This window comes from Flavobacterium sp. UBA2787 (assembly GCA_002352205.1).
In the GTDB taxonomy this organism is placed as follows: Bacteria; Bacteroidota; Bacteroidia; order Flavobacteriales; family Flavobacteriaceae; genus Flavobacterium.
Map to the genome: position 1 here is coordinate 193065 of DEHZ01000015.1, position 17204 is coordinate 210268.

General features: G+C 32.0%; 15 protein-coding genes. 6 read left to right on the forward strand and 9 right to left on the reverse strand.

Annotation, left to right across the window (positions count from 1 at the left end; all coding sequences use genetic code 11):
• Positions 1–19 precede the first annotated feature (19 nt).
• From B4N66_RS13980 to B4N66_RS13990, 3 genes are read right to left on the reverse strand one after another with little or no spacing between them, the layout of a single operon-like run.
• Positions 20–5098 carry a hypothetical protein gene (locus tag B4N66_RS13980; protein WP_291095529.1) on the reverse strand — a complete coding sequence of 1693 codons (5079 nt, stop codon included), beginning with the start codon at positions 5096–5098 and terminating at the stop codon, positions 20–22.
• A gap of 37 nt (positions 5099–5135) precedes the next feature.
• Positions 5136–5738 carry a hypothetical protein gene (locus tag B4N66_RS13985; protein ID WP_291095531.1) on the reverse strand — a complete coding sequence of 201 codons (603 nt, stop codon included), beginning with the start codon at positions 5736–5738 and terminating at the stop codon, positions 5136–5138.
• Positions 5725–6258, reverse strand: a complete 534-nt coding sequence (locus B4N66_RS13990) for an OmpH family outer membrane protein (RefSeq protein WP_291095533.1) — start codon at positions 6256–6258, stop codon at positions 5725–5727. Before B4N66_RS13990 ends, B4N66_RS13985 begins: the two co-directional genes overlap by 14 nt.
• A 119-nt stretch (positions 6259–6377) precedes the next feature.
• Here B4N66_RS13990 and B4N66_RS13995 point away from each other — a divergent pair, with 119 nt between their 5' ends.
• Genes B4N66_RS13995 through B4N66_RS14020 form a run of 6 tightly spaced genes read left to right on the forward strand, consistent with a single transcriptional unit; the run spans position 6378 to position 12562 of the window.
• On the forward strand, positions 6378–6779 hold the full coding sequence (locus B4N66_RS13995; protein WP_291095534.1) for a prepilin-type N-terminal cleavage/methylation domain-containing protein: 402 nt from the start codon (positions 6378–6380) through the stop codon (positions 6777–6779).
• Positions 6772–7275, forward strand: a complete 504-nt coding sequence (locus tag B4N66_RS14000) for a general secretion pathway protein (protein ID WP_291095536.1) — start codon at positions 6772–6774, stop codon at positions 7273–7275. Before B4N66_RS13995 ends, B4N66_RS14000 begins: the two co-directional genes overlap by 8 nt.
• Positions 7276–7277: 2 nt before the next feature.
• Complete coding sequence (locus tag B4N66_RS14005; RefSeq protein WP_291095538.1) at positions 7278–8681, forward strand: GspE/PulE family protein; 1404 nt, start codon at positions 7278–7280, stop codon at positions 8679–8681.
• 38 nt (positions 8682–8719) lie between these two features.
• Positions 8720–10861: a type II secretion system protein GspD gene (locus B4N66_RS14010; protein WP_291095540.1), complete on the forward strand. Its 2142-nt coding sequence runs from the start codon at positions 8720–8722 to the stop codon at positions 10859–10861.
• Positions 10861–12054 carry a general secretion pathway protein gene (locus B4N66_RS14015; protein ID WP_291095542.1) on the forward strand — a complete coding sequence of 398 codons (1194 nt, stop codon included), beginning with the start codon at positions 10861–10863 and terminating at the stop codon, positions 12052–12054. Before B4N66_RS14010 ends, B4N66_RS14015 begins: the two co-directional genes overlap by 1 nt.
• A complete protein-coding gene (locus tag B4N66_RS14020) occupies positions 12041–12562 on the forward strand; it encodes a general secretion pathway protein (protein ID WP_291095544.1) in 522 nt (173 codons plus the stop codon). Before B4N66_RS14015 ends, B4N66_RS14020 begins: the two co-directional genes overlap by 14 nt.
• Before the next feature lie 28 nt (positions 12563–12590).
• Here the strand turns inward: B4N66_RS14020 and B4N66_RS14025 are convergent, their stop codons facing one another.
• Genes B4N66_RS14025 through B4N66_RS14050 form a run of 6 tightly spaced genes read right to left on the reverse strand, consistent with a single transcriptional unit; the run spans position 12591 to position 17202 of the window.
• Complete coding sequence (locus tag B4N66_RS14025; protein WP_291095546.1) at positions 12591–13730, reverse strand: type II secretion system F family protein; 1140 nt, start codon at positions 13728–13730, stop codon at positions 12591–12593.
• Complete coding sequence (locus B4N66_RS14030) at positions 13720–14190, reverse strand: prepilin-type N-terminal cleavage/methylation domain-containing protein (RefSeq protein ID WP_291095548.1); 471 nt, start codon at positions 14188–14190, stop codon at positions 13720–13722. Before B4N66_RS14030 ends, B4N66_RS14025 begins: the two co-directional genes overlap by 11 nt.
• Entirely contained in the window at positions 14183–14518 is a 336-nt protein-coding gene (locus tag B4N66_RS14035) for a hypothetical protein (protein ID WP_291095550.1), read from the reverse strand. The genes B4N66_RS14030 and B4N66_RS14035 overlap by 8 nt, the downstream gene beginning before the upstream one ends.
• Complete coding sequence (locus tag B4N66_RS14040) at positions 14506–15801, reverse strand: hypothetical protein (protein ID WP_291095552.1); 1296 nt, start codon at positions 15799–15801, stop codon at positions 14506–14508. Before B4N66_RS14040 ends, B4N66_RS14035 begins: the two co-directional genes overlap by 13 nt.
• Positions 15794–16270 (reverse strand): hypothetical protein, encoded by a 477-nt coding sequence (locus tag B4N66_RS14045; RefSeq protein WP_291095554.1) that lies wholly within the window; start codon positions 16268–16270, stop codon positions 15794–15796. The genes B4N66_RS14040 and B4N66_RS14045 overlap by 8 nt, the downstream gene beginning before the upstream one ends.
• A 2-nt stretch (positions 16271–16272) precedes the next feature.
• Positions 16273–17202: an Ig-like domain-containing protein gene (locus B4N66_RS14050; protein ID WP_291095556.1), complete on the reverse strand. Its 930-nt coding sequence runs from the start codon at positions 17200–17202 to the stop codon at positions 16273–16275.
• Positions 17203–17204: the final 2 nt, after the last annotated feature.

Consider the following 17204-nt stretch of genomic DNA (forward strand, 5'->3'; position numbering starts at 1 on the left):
TTTTTTATTATTCCAAATTTTATTGTAAACTTTTATATCTTATGTTGTTTTTTGATTTTAATTTAAATCCACCAGGAGTACCGTCAGAAAAATCAATAACTTCTACATGGGTTTCTTTTAATCTACCACCAGCATCGTACTCAAATTTTGTAGCTAGTCCATTATTACCAATAATGAATGTTAGTTCATCAAATTCATTATATACATAGCCTGTTACTGAAGATGCTATTGGTCGAATCATTAAATCATCATAGAAGATTTCATTTGAAGAACTAGTTACGTAAATAAATTTTTCTGTTATTGGGCAATCAAAATAGTGTGTTAATAAAGCCCAATTACCAGCATTGGAAACCTCTCCATTAAATGCGATATTTGTGCCATCCACATTCACTCTTGCATACGGTAAATCAGTTTTATAAACCCAAACAGATAATTTATATTTGCCTGCTCTATGTTGATCTTCTCGCATTACTACACCAAATTTTCCGCTTGAGTTTGTTGAAATGGAGTATTTGCCAGTATGTGATTTTTCCTGACTTCTTGAAGCACCATCTTGAATCCTAACCTCTGGTTCAAGCCAAAATCCATTTGATATGTATTCACCACCAGCGTAGAACATTTCATTATAGCCAGCATTTCCGGAAGCCATTAATTTAGTGTTGTTATCACCCATTTTAGTAGAAGCAAAATTTCCGTTTATATCTTTTACTTCTAAAGGAGTAGAATAATGATTATATAAAGTTATTTCAGATGTTTGTTTCCATTTTAAATTTGTTTGCGATAGACCAACTCCCCATACAAAATCATCATCTGTATTATTATTGTTATAGTTGGTAAATATTCCATTTGAATCTTTTATTCCATTCCATATGTAAGTTTTATGTTTTCTCCATACTCCTACCTCTGAGGCAGGATTACTCGTATTTCCACCAATATCTTTATAACTCCAGATGTTATTCCAAGTAGTAATACCAACTCCTGTCTCTTTCCAGACACCATTATCTAAAATATACGAATACTCTGCAGCAGTTTGAGATAACATGTTTTTGTTGTTTATGTTATCCACTTTATTGCCCATTGCAGAATATTTTGTGTATGCAGGAACTGTTTTTGTTTTATAAGATCTACCGTAGCTAGAAGTTGTAATTGTTTCTAAAGCTTTACCAGTTTGTATATCATAGCCAGAGAATGATGTTGTAGTTTCAAAATTGTTTGCAGTACTTTTTATACTATTTAATTTTAAAGGATATGTAATCTTGGTTGTATTTGCTAAATTGATATCTGAAGTTGTTGGCCATTGATCATGTGGTCTTGAATATATTCTTTCTAAAGAACTGAAGTTTTCTTGAATGATACCATTTTCAAAAACATTACTTTCATAATTGTTAATAACTTTTAATAGTTGATGATTATCATTATTGTATGTTTTCTTATTAATTAGGCTACCTAATAGAGATAGTTTATCAGAAATAATAAATTTAGATTTTTTCAATGGAATATTTGAATAAGCATGATTTACCGTCACTGGTAAATATTCTACTTGAGAGGACTCTTCAGTTATTTGAAAAAAATTGCCTAAAGAATATTTGATGTCTCCATCCAAAATATACTTTGGAAGAACATTGAAGTGATATTCGTTAATAATATTTTCTTTAGCAACCGTTACATACTCATAAATTACTCCAGGCCCAGGAATATAATTTCCATAGGGTATTTCTTTAAAATGTTTTGAAGGAGCAAAACTGGTAACTCCCGAAGATTCATAGTTAGTGTCATTTGGAGACACAGAAGTTCCAGGTTTATTATAATAATGCTTGGTAATATATTTACCGTCAACAATTATATTTTTTACTCTAATGCCACCACCTTTTAAATTACTATTGTTTAGCCTTGAAAATAATTTGATTTTAACTTTATCATTGTCATTTCCTGGCTCACCACAATGAAACTCTCTAAGTTCTTCACGCCAATTAGATGTTCTGCTTACCACTTCATTATACCATCTATAAAACGTCCAAACTTCATTCTGACAATTAGCGTCTCTTCTTACATCATTTCCTATAAATATATTTGGTAATTTGAATTTAACTTGATTTTGTGATACAGAAATAACTAAGCACTCATTTGCTATATCTGCCACACGGTGGGCTCCGTTGTGATCTGGATTCCACCAATACTGAACGTCTATATAATCAAATTCTCCAACTTTAAAAAATTCTCTAAAATCTATATTTTGTCTAGAATCGTTGTTTATATGATTTCTTACTTCTAGATATTTATCACCGTCAGATGTACCTGTAAATTTTAATTGTAAATTAAAATCTAGTACAAGATTTTTTGTTGCTGCTTCATATGCATAGTCGTCACTTTCATATTGAATATCTAAGCTTGCTCCAGTTGGTGTCTTAATTTGTTTTAAACTACCATTTTCAGGGTTAAACTTTTTATATCCCCATTCATCAATTTGACTAGAGCTGTAGCTTAAATTATTGTAGCTAAATGTATAAGGTGGTATAATATTTACACCTTGTTTTCCGTAATTATGTAAACTTTTCAAAGTTAATTTTCCAGAATTAACGGAGTTAGGACTATTTGTGGCTAATGAATAGTCATATTTAAACCCAATTACTTTAACTGCTTTATTTTTTAGTGAAACAAAATCTGAATCATTATTATCAATTACATTAGAGTAATATTCTCCAAAATATTGAGAGTCTACATATGCTATAAATCCTGTACTATATTCATCATCACCAACTAAATTAACTTTTTCATCAAAAATCATATCTGAAGCTAATTTAGGTGTAGATTGTGGATTTAACATATTTAAAGTTGAGGGAATATCAGTGTTTTTTAATAAAATTATTTCTTTTAACCTTAAAGTTTTATGATTAAATGATTCAGCATATTGACGATTAATAATTTCGTAAACGGAGTATCCGGCTGAACTATAAGGTGCAGAAGATGTAGAAATCGTAGAATAGGCTCCTGGGAAATAAATCTTTCCATCGGTACCTCGATATAAAGGTAAATTATTTTGATAACTATAATAAACAGCAGTATTAGAGTTAGGATTTGATCTACTTGTTCCAACTTTCCCATTAATAGAATTATAATCATTTCGTAATTCTTTTATAAAAAAAGCAGTATGTGATCTAGTTTTTATACTATTAAGGTAATATATTTCTTTAACCCCCCAACTATAACTCTTACTGTTTGATCCATATGTATATCCAGAGGCTGGGATTCTCCATGAAAAACCATCTGACCATTTACCATAATCAAACTTGACCCAATAGCCATAATCGTCTTCATCTAATTCGTTATTGCCATTAATATCTATATAGTCGGGACCTGTAATTCCTGTTAATAGCCAATGTGTCGCATAAGGACTTAATGACTGTTGTTCTGTAAACTTTTCATTTATATTATCATTATACTTGGCTGTTCTAGAAAACTTTTCTTTTTGGTAAACAGGAATTGAATAGTGATAAATCTTACCGTCAGCAACCGTTATTTTAAATGCACCTATACCATCTTGATCAAGATTAGTTCTGTTAATATTAGCGTTTAAAATTAAAAGAGGATTAGTAAGTAATTCTCGGTTTGTATAAGACTCTATAAACGAACTTTGTTTCAATCTATTTTTATTAGCAACATATCCTTGTTGCGTGATTGTATTAGGTACTGCAACAGTCTCAGAAAATCCATACATTTCACCACTATAATTATTTGAATATTGCCATAAAGATAAAGCTGATGAGGTCAAATTATAATAGGACGACAATTCGTTATTGATTTGAAAATTAATACGTTTGCTTTCTATAGGATTATCTATAGATTTTGAAAAATCATTTTTGTTATAATAATATAAGCCCTCCAAATCTCTTGTATTCCCATTAATAATAATGCTTCCTTCAAAACCAGAACTAAATGCATTGTGTAATAAACCAGTTTCTAATATATATGGTGTCATTGATGCCGTAATTCCTTGAGCGGATATATCATATTGATCGTAAGAAACAAAAGTAGGGTTGTTACTTGCCAACTCAGTACTAGAATTCATGGCTTTATAAACACTTTCGGCACTGTCAAATTCGTGAAAATGAGGTAGAACTTTTCCAAAATAGCCGTTATTGCCATCTAATATATCATTTAATTCGCCTGCGTATAACAATCCAGTACTCCCGTAGGTTTTTTCATCAAAATGCCAATATTTAATTTTTTGTCTAGAATATCCAATTCTTAACGGCCCAATAGAAGCATTGATTGAAAATTTATCGCCAACCCTCATAGCACTTAATGCAGAAGAACTGTTACTAGATGTTCTGTTATTATCACCAACTATAGAGAAACTAGCACCTCCACTTGCAGATAAGGAAATTCCTAATCCATTTTTTTGAGACAAATTTACTCCACCCGATATACTATTCCCGTCACCATCAGTTAAAAGGTTGCCACCTAAACCTATTCCCATCCCTGATTGTGAATTATATGAAAAATTATTATAGTTAGCAGAAAAATTACCATTACTTGAGTATCCAATTCCATAACTTTGATTATTTATATTTGCAGTTGCATTTATAGAGTAAGAATGAGAAGTCTCTCCTCCAAAAGCTCTGTTAGTTGTAAAATTTGCCGATACTCCAATTGAATTCTTGTCATCATCCCCCCATCCAACACCAACAAAAAAAGAATCGTAAGTAGAAGTGCCTCCTATATTTTTAGTTATCGTAGAATTTAGCCCATCTTTCCAATCATCAGGTTGTCCACTTACATTTCTATTAATAGCTCCAGGATTTAGAGACCAGCCTAAACCCACCCAAGAGGCTTCTTGCTCCATCGCTATACCAGCATGATATGAAATTGCTAAAGGATAACCACCCTCTGGAGAAGGGATGTTTATAAGAGGTAATACATAAGATAAATCACCTGTAGCTAAATTAACCATGTCAGTAGCATCTACAGGTTCAAAACTGGAAGCTTCAGGGGATTTTGGACCTTGTGCAAATAATTTATTATTCGAGATCAAGCCATAAAAAAAGAATAGCCATAAAAAAACATAAGTAACATAGTTATATTTAATAGATTTACTCATAGTGTTTAATTAAAATTTTTTAATATTCTTTATAATCTTAAAAATTTAACGTAGGTTGGTTTTTTATTTTTTTTGGATTTATTTTTATGGTAACCTCGCCGGTATAAAACCCTAAATCTTGAATAGTAAAATTCAAATAGTCTTGGTCAAACATTTTTTTATCGTTGGGATAAACCAACATAATTGTTGTCGAGTTACTCATCCCGTACATTCTAGGGTAGATAAAGTCAGTCATGGCGATGGTGTCTTTTACAGGAGTGATTAAATGAACTTTTTCTTCCATCCCAAAGGCTAAGTCATTCACCATTTGACCAAATTTAGCTTTGTCATTAGCTACATTAGTCAACAATTCCTGATTATTTAGTGACATAGAAAGATTAAAGTAGAGGTATTTGCCATACTTATCTCTTAGACTATCAACTAATTCCTTATTTACTTTTTCTCCCATCTCTTGTTTTACAAGCAAATCCGTAGGACGGTATTGCAAAATGTAATCAACGCCATTCACATTTTTAAAATAGCGATATCCGTTTTCTTCCTCTGCTATATAATCCATCATTTCCTGTTCACTATCAAACGAAGTTGAGCAGGAAAAAGTGAGAAAAGCAAGAGCGATAAAACAAATACTATTTTTTATCATATTGAGCGTTTAATCCTTTTAAAACTTCTTCTGTTAAATCAGCTGCTTCATCGGCATACATAATGTTTCCACCGCCACTGGCACCAAAAATGATTTTGTATCCTTTCTTTTTACCATATTCTTTTACGTAATCATTGATGTCGTTAATAACCGTTTGGGTAGTTTTTTTGTCTTCTTCCTGTATTTGTTTTTGGATGGCTTCCTGATAACTGTTGATTTGTTGTTGCTTGTTGCCTAACAATTCCTGTTTTAGTTCCAATTCTTTAGCAGAAAGGGAAGCTCTTTCTTCTTCGTAGGTTTGTAATTCTTTTTGCCATCTGGTGATTAAAGAATCTACATTGGCTTTTAGAACCGTTGCTTTTTTTTCAAATTCTTCTTTAGCTGTTTTGGTTCTTTTATAGCCTTCAATTAATTTATTTACATCCACATACACTAATTCAGAACTGTTGTATGATTTATAGATGCTAAAGGCACTAAAAATAAAAGCTATAATAGCTAGATAAAGCGGTATTTTCTTCATTGTTTTTTCTTTCCTACAATACTATTAATTAAATTTTAAATTAACAAGTATTTATGTTAAATTATTTTAACTTTTTTTTTGCATTTTTTTTATACTTTTGAAAAATAGAAGTTAATAATATGAAATTAAAAAAAATACCTTCGTTTAATTTGCAGGAAATGCTCGTTGTTTTAGCCATCATTGGAATTCTATTACTACTGGCTTTACCTAACTTAATGCCTTTAATTTCAAAAACAAAAAGCATAGAGGCACAAACCCAATTGAAGTACATTTACAATGCTCAAAAGCAGTATCATTTTATGTACTCTAAGTACAGCTCTGAATTTACCGAGTTAGATTTTGAAGCTCCCAAAACAGTAAAAGAAAATGGTACAGCTAACTATATGTATGAAATTCTAAATGTTTCCAATACTGACTTTAAAGTAAGAGCAACCGCCGTTACCGATTTTGATGGAGATGGTGTTTTTAATGTTTGGGAAATTGATCAGAATGGTAATGCTATTCAAGTCGTAAATGATTGATAAAAGTAGTTTGACAGTAATATTCACTGTTTTACAAATAGTTGTATTACTGTTTATTTTTTTTCAAGACTACAAGGAAAGAATGGTGTACTGGTTTTTATTTCCGGTAGTTGGAATTATTGGAGGATTAATTCAAATCAATCTATTTCCGAAAGAAGTTTTTTTCTTAAACAGTCTCTATAATTTGATTCTGGTTAGTTTACTTTTGGGTATCGGAGGGATTTATATGAAATTGATTAGAAAAAAGAGTTTTGTGAATGAGAGCATGGGAAGTGGTGATATTCTTTTTTTTATATTTCTGTGTTTTTGTTTTCCAACAATTACTTTTGTTGTGCTTTTAGTTTTTTCCTTATTTTTTAGTTTAGTCATTCATATTATATTGATAAAAAAAGAGCAAAATAAGACGGTACCGCTTGCTGGACTTATGGCGTTGTTTTTTGGCTCCGTATATTTTTTATCACTATTTACTCCAAAATCATTAATTTTCAGTTATTAATTATGAGTTTTCAATTATCCTTTGAATTACAGCGTATACTGAGCACGGAATTAGCTTATCATTACAGGATTGTTCCCTATGAAATAATTGGAAATACAATTAAGTTCAAGACGGACACACAGAACTTGGAAGAGTTGGAAAAGGAACTGAAAATTGTGCTGAACAAAGACCTTATTCTTGAAAATGATACGTCAGAAAATATTAATCGGTATTTATCAACCAATTATAGAATAGCTAAACAAGACAAGGTTTCGAGTATTAAATATTCTACTGATTTTCTTGAAAAGATTGTATTGACTGCAAAAGAGATCGGAAGCAGTGATATTCATTTTGAACCTTACGAGACCAAAGCTAGAGTTAGGTTCAGATTAGACGGAAAACTCAAAGAACAATTTCATATTGAAAAGGAGGAATATCCGGTGATTGTAAATAAAATAAAAATTAAATCACAGCTTGATATTTCTGAGAAAAGATTACCTCAAGACGGTCGTATTTCGATTGTGACTGACATAGATGATTTTGATGTCAGGGTTTCGGTTTTACCGACTCTTCACGGAGAGAAAATAGTACTTCGTCTATTGAGTAAGGATACCAATCATTTGCAATTAGCAAATTTAGGATTTACTGAATCGGAATTAAAAGTTTATTTAGAGGGAATTAAGAAACCCAATGGAATTGTTCTGATTTCCGGACCAACCGGTTCCGGTAAAACAACTACCTTGTATGCCACACTCAAACACCTGAATCAAACCAACACTAATATTTTAACCGTTGAAGACCCTATAGAATATACCCTTGAAGGAATCAATCAAGTGCAGTTAAAAGAAAACATTGGATTGGATTTTGCCTCCACCTTACGAACATTTTTAAGACAAGACCCTGACATTATCATGGTGGGTGAAATACGGGATGTAGCAACAGCAAATATGGCTATCAGGGCTGCACTGACAGGACACTTGGTGTTGTCAACGATTCATACTAATTCGGCTTGGGCAACAGTTTCAAGGTTAATTGATATGGGAGTGCCTTCTTTTTTGATAGCCAGTACGCTAAATATAAGTATAGCACAACGTTTGGTGCGAAAATTATGTCCTGATTGTAAAACCAAAAAAGATGTTACTCAAGATTTATTTCCAATAGGTTTTGTTATTCCTCAAGAATTAGAACATCACTATGAACCGGTGGGTTGTCAAGAATGTTATCATACTGGGTATTCAGGTCGTAAAGCGATTTATGAACTCTTACCAATTACTAAACCGGTTTCTGAATTTATCAAAAAAAATCAGTTGTCTATCGATGATTATTTACAAGAAAATAAGATTTGTACCTTGAAAGAAAATGCACTTTCACTCATTAAAGACGGGACAACTTCAATAGAAGAAGTTTTTTCTTTGTTAATGGATTAAAAAAATTATATTTGAAACTGATAATAGCCAAAACTTTGATGAAAAAATTACTCCTCCTTTTTTGTGTATTGCTAACTGTCTCAACCTATGCTCAGGACAATAGAATTTTTCAAATAAAAAATAGTATAGATGCTTTAACTCCTGATGTTCCGGGATTATCTCAAAAAATCAATATTGCTATAAAAGAGGCAGATATGTCCGGTTTTTTGATGGCAATTTCGGAGGTGCATAAGGTTAATATTAGTGTTGCTCCCAACTTGAAACAAATCTCCATTGTCAATAATTTTACCGATGTAACTGTTGGTGATGTACTAGTCTTTTTGTGTAAAGAATATAATCTGACGATTGATTTTACGGGTAATATCTTATCGATTAAATCATTTGAAAAACCAAAAGAGATTCCGGTTCCTAAAGAAATTCAAGCTTCTTATCAGATTGATAGCGATTTGTTATCACTTGATTTGAAGGACGATAAATTATATGAGGTTTTTAAAAGAATTATGGATGTGAGTGGTAAAAATTTAGTTTTTTCACCCGGATTGGAAAATAAATTGCTTACTGCTTATATTAAAAATGTACCTTTTGAAGATGCATTAAACAAATTGGCTTATGGGAATAATTTGTATGTAGAAAAATCAAAAGATAATTTTTACCTTTTTGAATCGGGTGATAATACAGAACCATCAGTTTCCACAGAGAAAGGGATAGCAACACAAAGACAATCAAAACCAAATCGCCAAAGAAAATCAAACTTCTTTTTTAATATTATTGACCGAGATAAAAAATTATTAGAAGTAGATTTTGAAAACACACCTGTAGCGAATATTATTTACGATATCGGTCATGAACTGGAATTGGATATGTTTATTTCCAGTCCGTTAGACCGTGCAGGAAATGCTACGGTAAAGGCAAAAGAAATCACCTTTGATGAATTATTAAGTAAAATATTTGAATCTAATTCATCAGCTACTAATCCTAATCAACAAAACAATCAAAATAATTTAAACATTCAGCCTATTCAAAATAGTGGAGGTGGCGACATGTATTCTTTTCTTATTAAAAACGGGGTTTACTATTTTGGTCTGAAAAATCAGCTAACAATTAGAAAGATAAAATCGATTCCGTTAATGCATCGTTCGATTGAACTTTTAAGTGACCCTAACAAAGAGGGTAGAAGTGTGGGAAGGTTAAATAACCAAACCAATTTTACCAATTTTAATTCAGGAGAGAACAGAGGCTCTTCATTTCAACAGAATCAAGGTGGAGGAAGTGGGGAAAGTTCTTCGACTTCAGAATCCATTTTAAAATTGGTGCCTAACGAAATAATGGAAGGGCTTGATATTAAGGTGGATACGGAACTAAACAGTTTTGTGGTAAGTGGACCAAGTGAAAACATCAATCGTTTTGAATCTTTTGTTCAATATATTGATAAACCCATACCGGTTATTTTAATAGAAGTGATGCTCTTAGAAGTGAGTAGAAGTGCAATTTTAGAAACGGGGATTTCTGCCGGTTTAGGAGATAAACCAGTTCAAACCACTGGTTCTGTTTTTCCTAGTCCGGATATTACTTTAGGTGCACAATCCATCAATAAAATTATCAATCGTTTTGATGGTTTTGGATCGCTCAATATTGGTAGTGTTCTTCCTGATTTTTATTTGAATATAAAAGCGATGGAGTCTAACGGTGATTTAAAAATTAGGTCTTCGCCACGTTTGTCAACCTTAAATGGGCACAGGGCATTTCTATCCATAGGAGAAACAACTTATTATGTTGTTACCAATCAAAATTTTTATGGATCACAGATTCCTCAAGCATCTGAAATTAAAAATTATCAACCCATTGATGCTGAATTATCACTGACGATAAAACCTTTGGTTTCTGGTGACGGTCAAATTACGATGGATATCAAAGTGATTCAATCTACTTTTAACGGTCAGAGAATTGACAATGACGCTCCTCCGGGAATTAACTCTCGGGAATTTACCTCCATTATCAGAGTGCGAGATCAAGACCTTATTGTACTGGGAGGTCTTGAGGAGAAAGTGAAGAATGATTCCGGATCAGGAATACCACTATTGGCAAGAGTGCCAATCATCAAATGGCTATTCAGTTCCAGAAAAAGAGAAGATTCCCGAAAAAAACTAACCGTATTAATCAAGCCAACCGTTATTGAATAATGTCTGGATTAAAATCATTTTTGCTAGGCAATACATTTCTAGGAATTGAACTCTTTACACGAAACGGAAAGGATTGTTTTGATGTAGTGGAAGTACGCAAGAAAAAAAATGATTTAGTCATTGCCAATCAACAACAAGTAGAAAAGTTAGAAGAGATAAACAAAACGGACTTCCCTGTTTATTTGGCGATTAATACGAGCCAAGTGCTTTACAAAGAAGTTGAAAGCACCGATTCCAATGATTTAAAATTGGTACAGAAAGCTTTCCCAAATTTGAGCATGGATGATTTTTGTTTTGAAATCTGGCGATTGGAATCGAAATCGCTTGTTTTTATTTGTAGAAAGGAATACGTAAACAGTATCATCAAAAATTGTAACAAGCAGCATATTAAATTGTTCGGATTTAGCTTGGGCTTAGCTAGTTTGGCTCAGGTTGCTCCTTTTTTAAAAGAAAGTATCGTAAGCACAAATAGTTTTAGAATTGACTTTGCATCTGAGGATAAATTATTGTCGACTCCTTCAGATAGAAATAATGAAAAGTATACTATTAATGGATTAGTAGTAAATAACACTAGTCTTGTTTCTTTTTCATCTGCACTAAGTGTGCTTTTGAATGGAAATAACAACTCAGGAAATGTTTCTTCTGAAAACACAATGGTGGCTGATAACTACTATCAAACTGCTTTTTTTTCAAAAGGGTTTAAGGTTATGATTGGTTTTGTGCTAAGTGTTTTATTGCTTAATTTCTTTGTGTTCAACCATTATTTTAAAAAGGGTCAAGAGGTTTCGGAGTCCTTAGCAATAAATAAATCCTCTATTGAAAGGATAAAAAATCTAAAAGAAGAAATAAAAAATAAAGAAGAACGGGTCAAAAGTTTTTCAGTTTCAAACGCTACAAAGAGTTCCCTGATTTTAAATGAAATTGCCAGGAGTGTTCCCTCTTCAGTATTACTTGACAATTTGGTCTATAATCCCTTGCAAAAAAGGGTAAAACCAAATGAACAAATCCTCACAGATAGCAATACATTACTTATATCGGGTAGCTCCATAGATAAAGCTGAATTTACAAGTTGGATAACCTATTTAGAAACCCTTTCTTGGATTTCCTCTGTAAGCATTGTTCATTATGGTAATGAAGATGGTAAAGGAGCTTCTTTTGAAATTAAACTACTATGGCAAGATGAAATTAAATAGAAAAAATAAGATTCTCTTAGTTGGTTTTTTTATGGTTTTGTTGATTTGTTATTCGCTAGGATTTTCAAAGACCATCGATTATTATCAACGCTATAAAGCCGAAAGTGAATTGTTGAAAGACAGTTCAGGCAATTCTGAATTAGTAAAAAAATTACTAGCCAAACAAAAGCAGTTGAATCAAGTGCTTGAACAAAATGATTTTAAAGGTGAAACTTCTTTCCAAAATGAACTGTTAAAGAATTTGAATGCATCCATTGAAAACACAGAGGTTAAAATAACCGATTTTAAAGAAGAGCACCTTTTTGCTGATAAAGGATCCACAACCGTAAGTTATCTTTTTACATTGGAAGGTTCTTTTAACAATGTTCTAAAAACCATTAACCACATAGAGAACAAACCCTACTTGGGGATTGTTAAACACGTTTCGGTAAATAAAAAAATGAATTATTCTACTAATTCTTTTTATTTGCAGACGCAGGTGTTGTTGCAAAGGAGTTTGGGGGAGTAAAGGAAGTTTTTTAAAATTCAAAACAGATCTACCCAATCGCACTACTCAACTGAAACATCGGTAAATACATGGCAATGAGTAAAATCCCTACTATAAAGCCAACGATGATAATAATCACAGGTTCTAAAAAAGTGGATACCGCTTTTGATTGTTGAATGACTTCCTGATTAAATTGTTCATTAAGCTCTTGAAAGACATATTCGGTTTGGTTGGTTTCTTCGGCAACTTTTACTAAGGATATGATTCGATTATTAAAAAGCGTGGTGTCTTTCATACTTTTGCTCAAACTATTTCCTTTAAGAATTTCAGTTTCCACATGTTGCAAATCATTTTGTAGCGGATAGAATTCAATCATTTTTTTGACCATTTGAACACTATTGAGCAAAGGTACTTTAGAACCTGTTAAAAGGGCTACTGCTTGCGTAAATTGTGCTAAATAAACTTTACTCACAAATACTCCGATAACCGGAATTTTTAAGGTAAAATAATCTAAAGCAGATTTAAGTTTTGGAAATCGTTTTTTGGAAAATAAGAAGGCAAAAACAATTCCACCAACAAGTAAAAATAATACCGTTCCATATTGTTTTACAAAAGTTGAAGCACTTATAATCATCTTGGTTAACACAGGCAGTTCCATATTGTTTTGTTTAAAGATGTCTTGAAACATCGGAACCACATAACTAAGCATAAAAATAATAACTAAGACGGCTGTGGTTAACACAATCAACGGATACGTTAAGGCCGCAATAACAATTCTTTTCTGCTCATTTTTTCGTTCAAAAAACACTCCTAATTGCTGTACTACTTTGGCAATTGTGCCGGTTTCCTCCCCTATTTGTATAGAATAAAATTCATATTCAGAAAAACAGTTGGTAGCTGCCATAGCATCCGAAAGAGATTTACCATTTACCACATCATTCAAAATAGATTGAATGATTTCTTTGTCAGATGGTTTGGAAAGATTTTCACTAATCAGTGTTAAAGACTCCCGAATAGTTATACCGGCTTTAAGCAGTACACTTAACTCTAAATATAGATTCTGTTTTTTTTTCGCATTAAAACGACTGCCAAAAAGAGTAATTTCTTTTTTGAGTAGCGTATCCAAGTCAGATTTGTTAGTAATCTGTTTCTGTTTGTCCTTTTGAATGGTATCTAAATTAAAGCCCATTTTGATTCATGTATTGAGTGGCGTCGTTTTTTTTATAAACAAAGAAAGTGTAATCGGGTATCTCTTTTATAGCAGAAAAATCGATGGCATCAATCAGACCGCTTTCGACAGTATTTCCATCTAAATAGACATTTTCAATTTTCAACTGTACTTTTAACGTGTCTTCATTTCTAATCACATATTCATCTTCAAATTGATATGCAATTGAGTCTATTTCATTTTTAAAAAACATATTTTGATGGCTTTCATCTATATTAATTTGTTGAAAAATATTAAAATCTCTCCAAAATTTTTCTTCAAAAAGAGCTAATTGGGTTGTTTTTTGGTAATTTTTTTCAATGCCTTTGATTTGTTTTTTGACTAATAGTAAAACAGAAAAAGCGATTCCTACCACAATAACGGTAATGATCATCACCACAATGAGTTCAGAGAGTGTGAAGGATTTTACTTTTTTAATCATGAATAATTAGGTTGCTTTTAATCTCCTTTTTAGTTTCGTTGTTTTTAGCCACTATAAATATATCCTTTTTTTTGTTTTCAGAAACAGCAATAATTTCGATCTCCCATTTACCAAATTCTTCTTGGTAAGGTAAGGTGATTTGATTATGGGTAATCGAATACTCCAATTGATGAATTCTATTTTCGATATGATGAGAATTGTTCTTAAATACATTTGCAAACAAATTGTTCAACACTAAACTGGCAATAATAAAGACGACAACAATTAATACAGTTGCCACTAACACTTCAATCAAAGAGGATGATTTTATTTTCTTTAGTATAACCATTTAATAATCGATTTTTTCTTGCTGATTTGAAGGTTGTTTTCAAATAAAATTCCAGCAAATTCCGGTTGAATTTTTTCGCTGGAAATTTTTGCATTAAACAAATGATTCATAAAAACTGAACCTGCTTTATTAGACACAAATTGATGAGCATAGAGTGTTCCGTTTATCCATCCCATTACTTCAATATTCCCTTCACAATAGAGTTCACCTCTAACTTGTGATTGAGGTTGCAAGATGACTTGGGTTCCAAAATTGTTTTCTACAGCTGTACTAAAATAACAAACTGTTCCGGAAACTATTGTCCCGGAATCAATAAAAATTTGATTATTTGGAGAGCTATAATTAGCAACCTCTTTTTCTTGATTCACTAAAATGAGAGCTGAAGGATAATTGAGTGTGCAATTTTTTTGAATACGAATAGATTTGGTACTAAATACTTGTAAATTTCCATTGAACCCCTCTTCAATCTCTACATAAGGAGCCACAACAATAATGTCTCTTAGTAAGGCAGATTTTCTAATAGAAACAAGCGTGTCAGATTTTACAATAATATTTCCAGTTAAAGAACAGTTTTCAAGCCTTACTATTTGACTACTTTTTATATACTTGGTTGGACTAAAAAAAGAGTTTGTGTTCTTTGGATTTCCATTTTCTAAGTAGTTTTCGTTTGTAAGTTGAAAATTGCTTGAAATGAATTGAGAAACAAAATTTTTGACCGATTTTTTTATTTCCGGTAGTTTGACACCTGATTTTTGAGTTGGACCGTAAATAAGTTGAGTGCCATAATAGCTTTCTCCGGCAATATTCCCTGATTTTACGCCTTGCTCCGGCAAAAAAGAAAGCCCTCTAATTTCTGTTTCACCAACCACCACAAGCGGTTTAAATGTCTCTTTTAAATACAAAGCAGGTCTATTTTCCTCTTTAAAAGAAGAGCCAATCAAACCGATTTTTTTAAATTTCCTAGTTCTGTAACTTGTTTCGACCCAACCCTTTTCAAAAATTCCCCAATTGGATTGATGGGTTCTTATTTGATAACTATTCTCCTCATCGTTTTTGGAAAAAAGTAGAGTGTCGTTGCGATTGTCATCTGAATTAAAAAGATGTTGAAAACCATCATTTGAATTTTTAATGATTTTAATCGAGGCTTTGGATTGTTCTATAAAAAAACGATGCACATAGGTTAAAGTAAGAACAGCAGCAAGTAATATAGCAATCACCGCAATGATAAAAACAGTGAGTTGAAGTGCACCGGATTTTAATTTTAGGTTAAACCAATTACTCATTTATTAAAAAGGTATCTGTGAAATTTTTGTATTTCAGCTTCACTTCATTTTTATTCCCTCCTTTTAGCGTAATTTCATTTTGAGTTTGCCCTATTCTCATTAAACAATTTTTACCCCCGATTACAATTAAAAAAACTTTTGTTTTGTCTTTAGTATCAGACACAATTCCTTTGTATTTAATGTCAGGCCAAAGAATTCCCTCAGGTTCTATGCTTTTTATTTGAACGGTAGAATTTGATTTTTTATCTTTTTGTTCTTTATATATTTTACCTAAAAAGGGGTCTCTGTAATTTATATCGATAGTGAAAGTATCAATCTGCTCAATCTTCTCTAATTTGTTAGTCAAATTAGGTTCGAAATCAGGAATAGTTGATTCTGAGGTAGAATAAGAAAAAAACTGATATATCAACATACCCCATATAAAAAGAACAATAGGGAGTAATATATATATCGTTTTCTTATTTTTCATTTTTAATCAATTGTAAAACTGAAAGTTGTACTTTGAGTACCGATGTTTCCTGCCTCATCAGAGGCTAACACTACCCAATAATAAGTTCCATCATCCAAGGTTGTCGTAAAGGGACTAGTTGCCTCACTTTCTTCAATAAGATTAGTTAGACCACTATCCGAATAAATTTTAATGGTATCACTTTCGTTACTTCCACTAATGGCTGTTCTTGACCAAGTGAATGTAATATCATTTTCCACTACAGTAGAATTGTTAGCGGGTAAAGAGAGAGTAGGTGTATTTGGGGCAGTGGTATCAACCAAAATTGATCTGGAACTATATAATGTTTGAAGTGTTCCATTCGATGCTCTAACACGCCATTGAAAATTTCCATCAGCGAAAGTATAATTATAATTTGAACTAGTCAATGTTTGATCCAATACCAAAACATTTGAAGCATTATTTACTTGAAGTTGGTAAGAAACTGCACCAATTACAGGTTGCCAACTTAAGTTTTGAGCACTGATGTTTGTGATTAAATTATTAGATGGTGATAAGAGCACAACTGTATTGTTTTGAAAATCATCATTACTGATAACGTTTATTGTTCGAGTGGTATAGGCGGTTTCGTAAGCACTATTTACAGCTTTCACTCTCCACTGATAAGTTCCAATATTTAATTGCTGGGTTGAGAAAGTTTCCGCAGTTAATTCATCCACAACAATTTCTAAAGGGTTTTCAAAATTCGGTCTTGCGATTTGTACTCTATACTCATCTGCATCCTCAACTGGCTCCCATGAAAATGTAATCCCGGTAGAAGTAAACGTTGCATTGTTGGAAGGAGCAACTAGTGTAACGGTTTGGTCTGAAATATCACTTTCCAGTAAAATCTCTTCACATGAAAAACAAGTAACTAATAATATAAACAGAATAAATCGAAAAGGTTTTATCATCG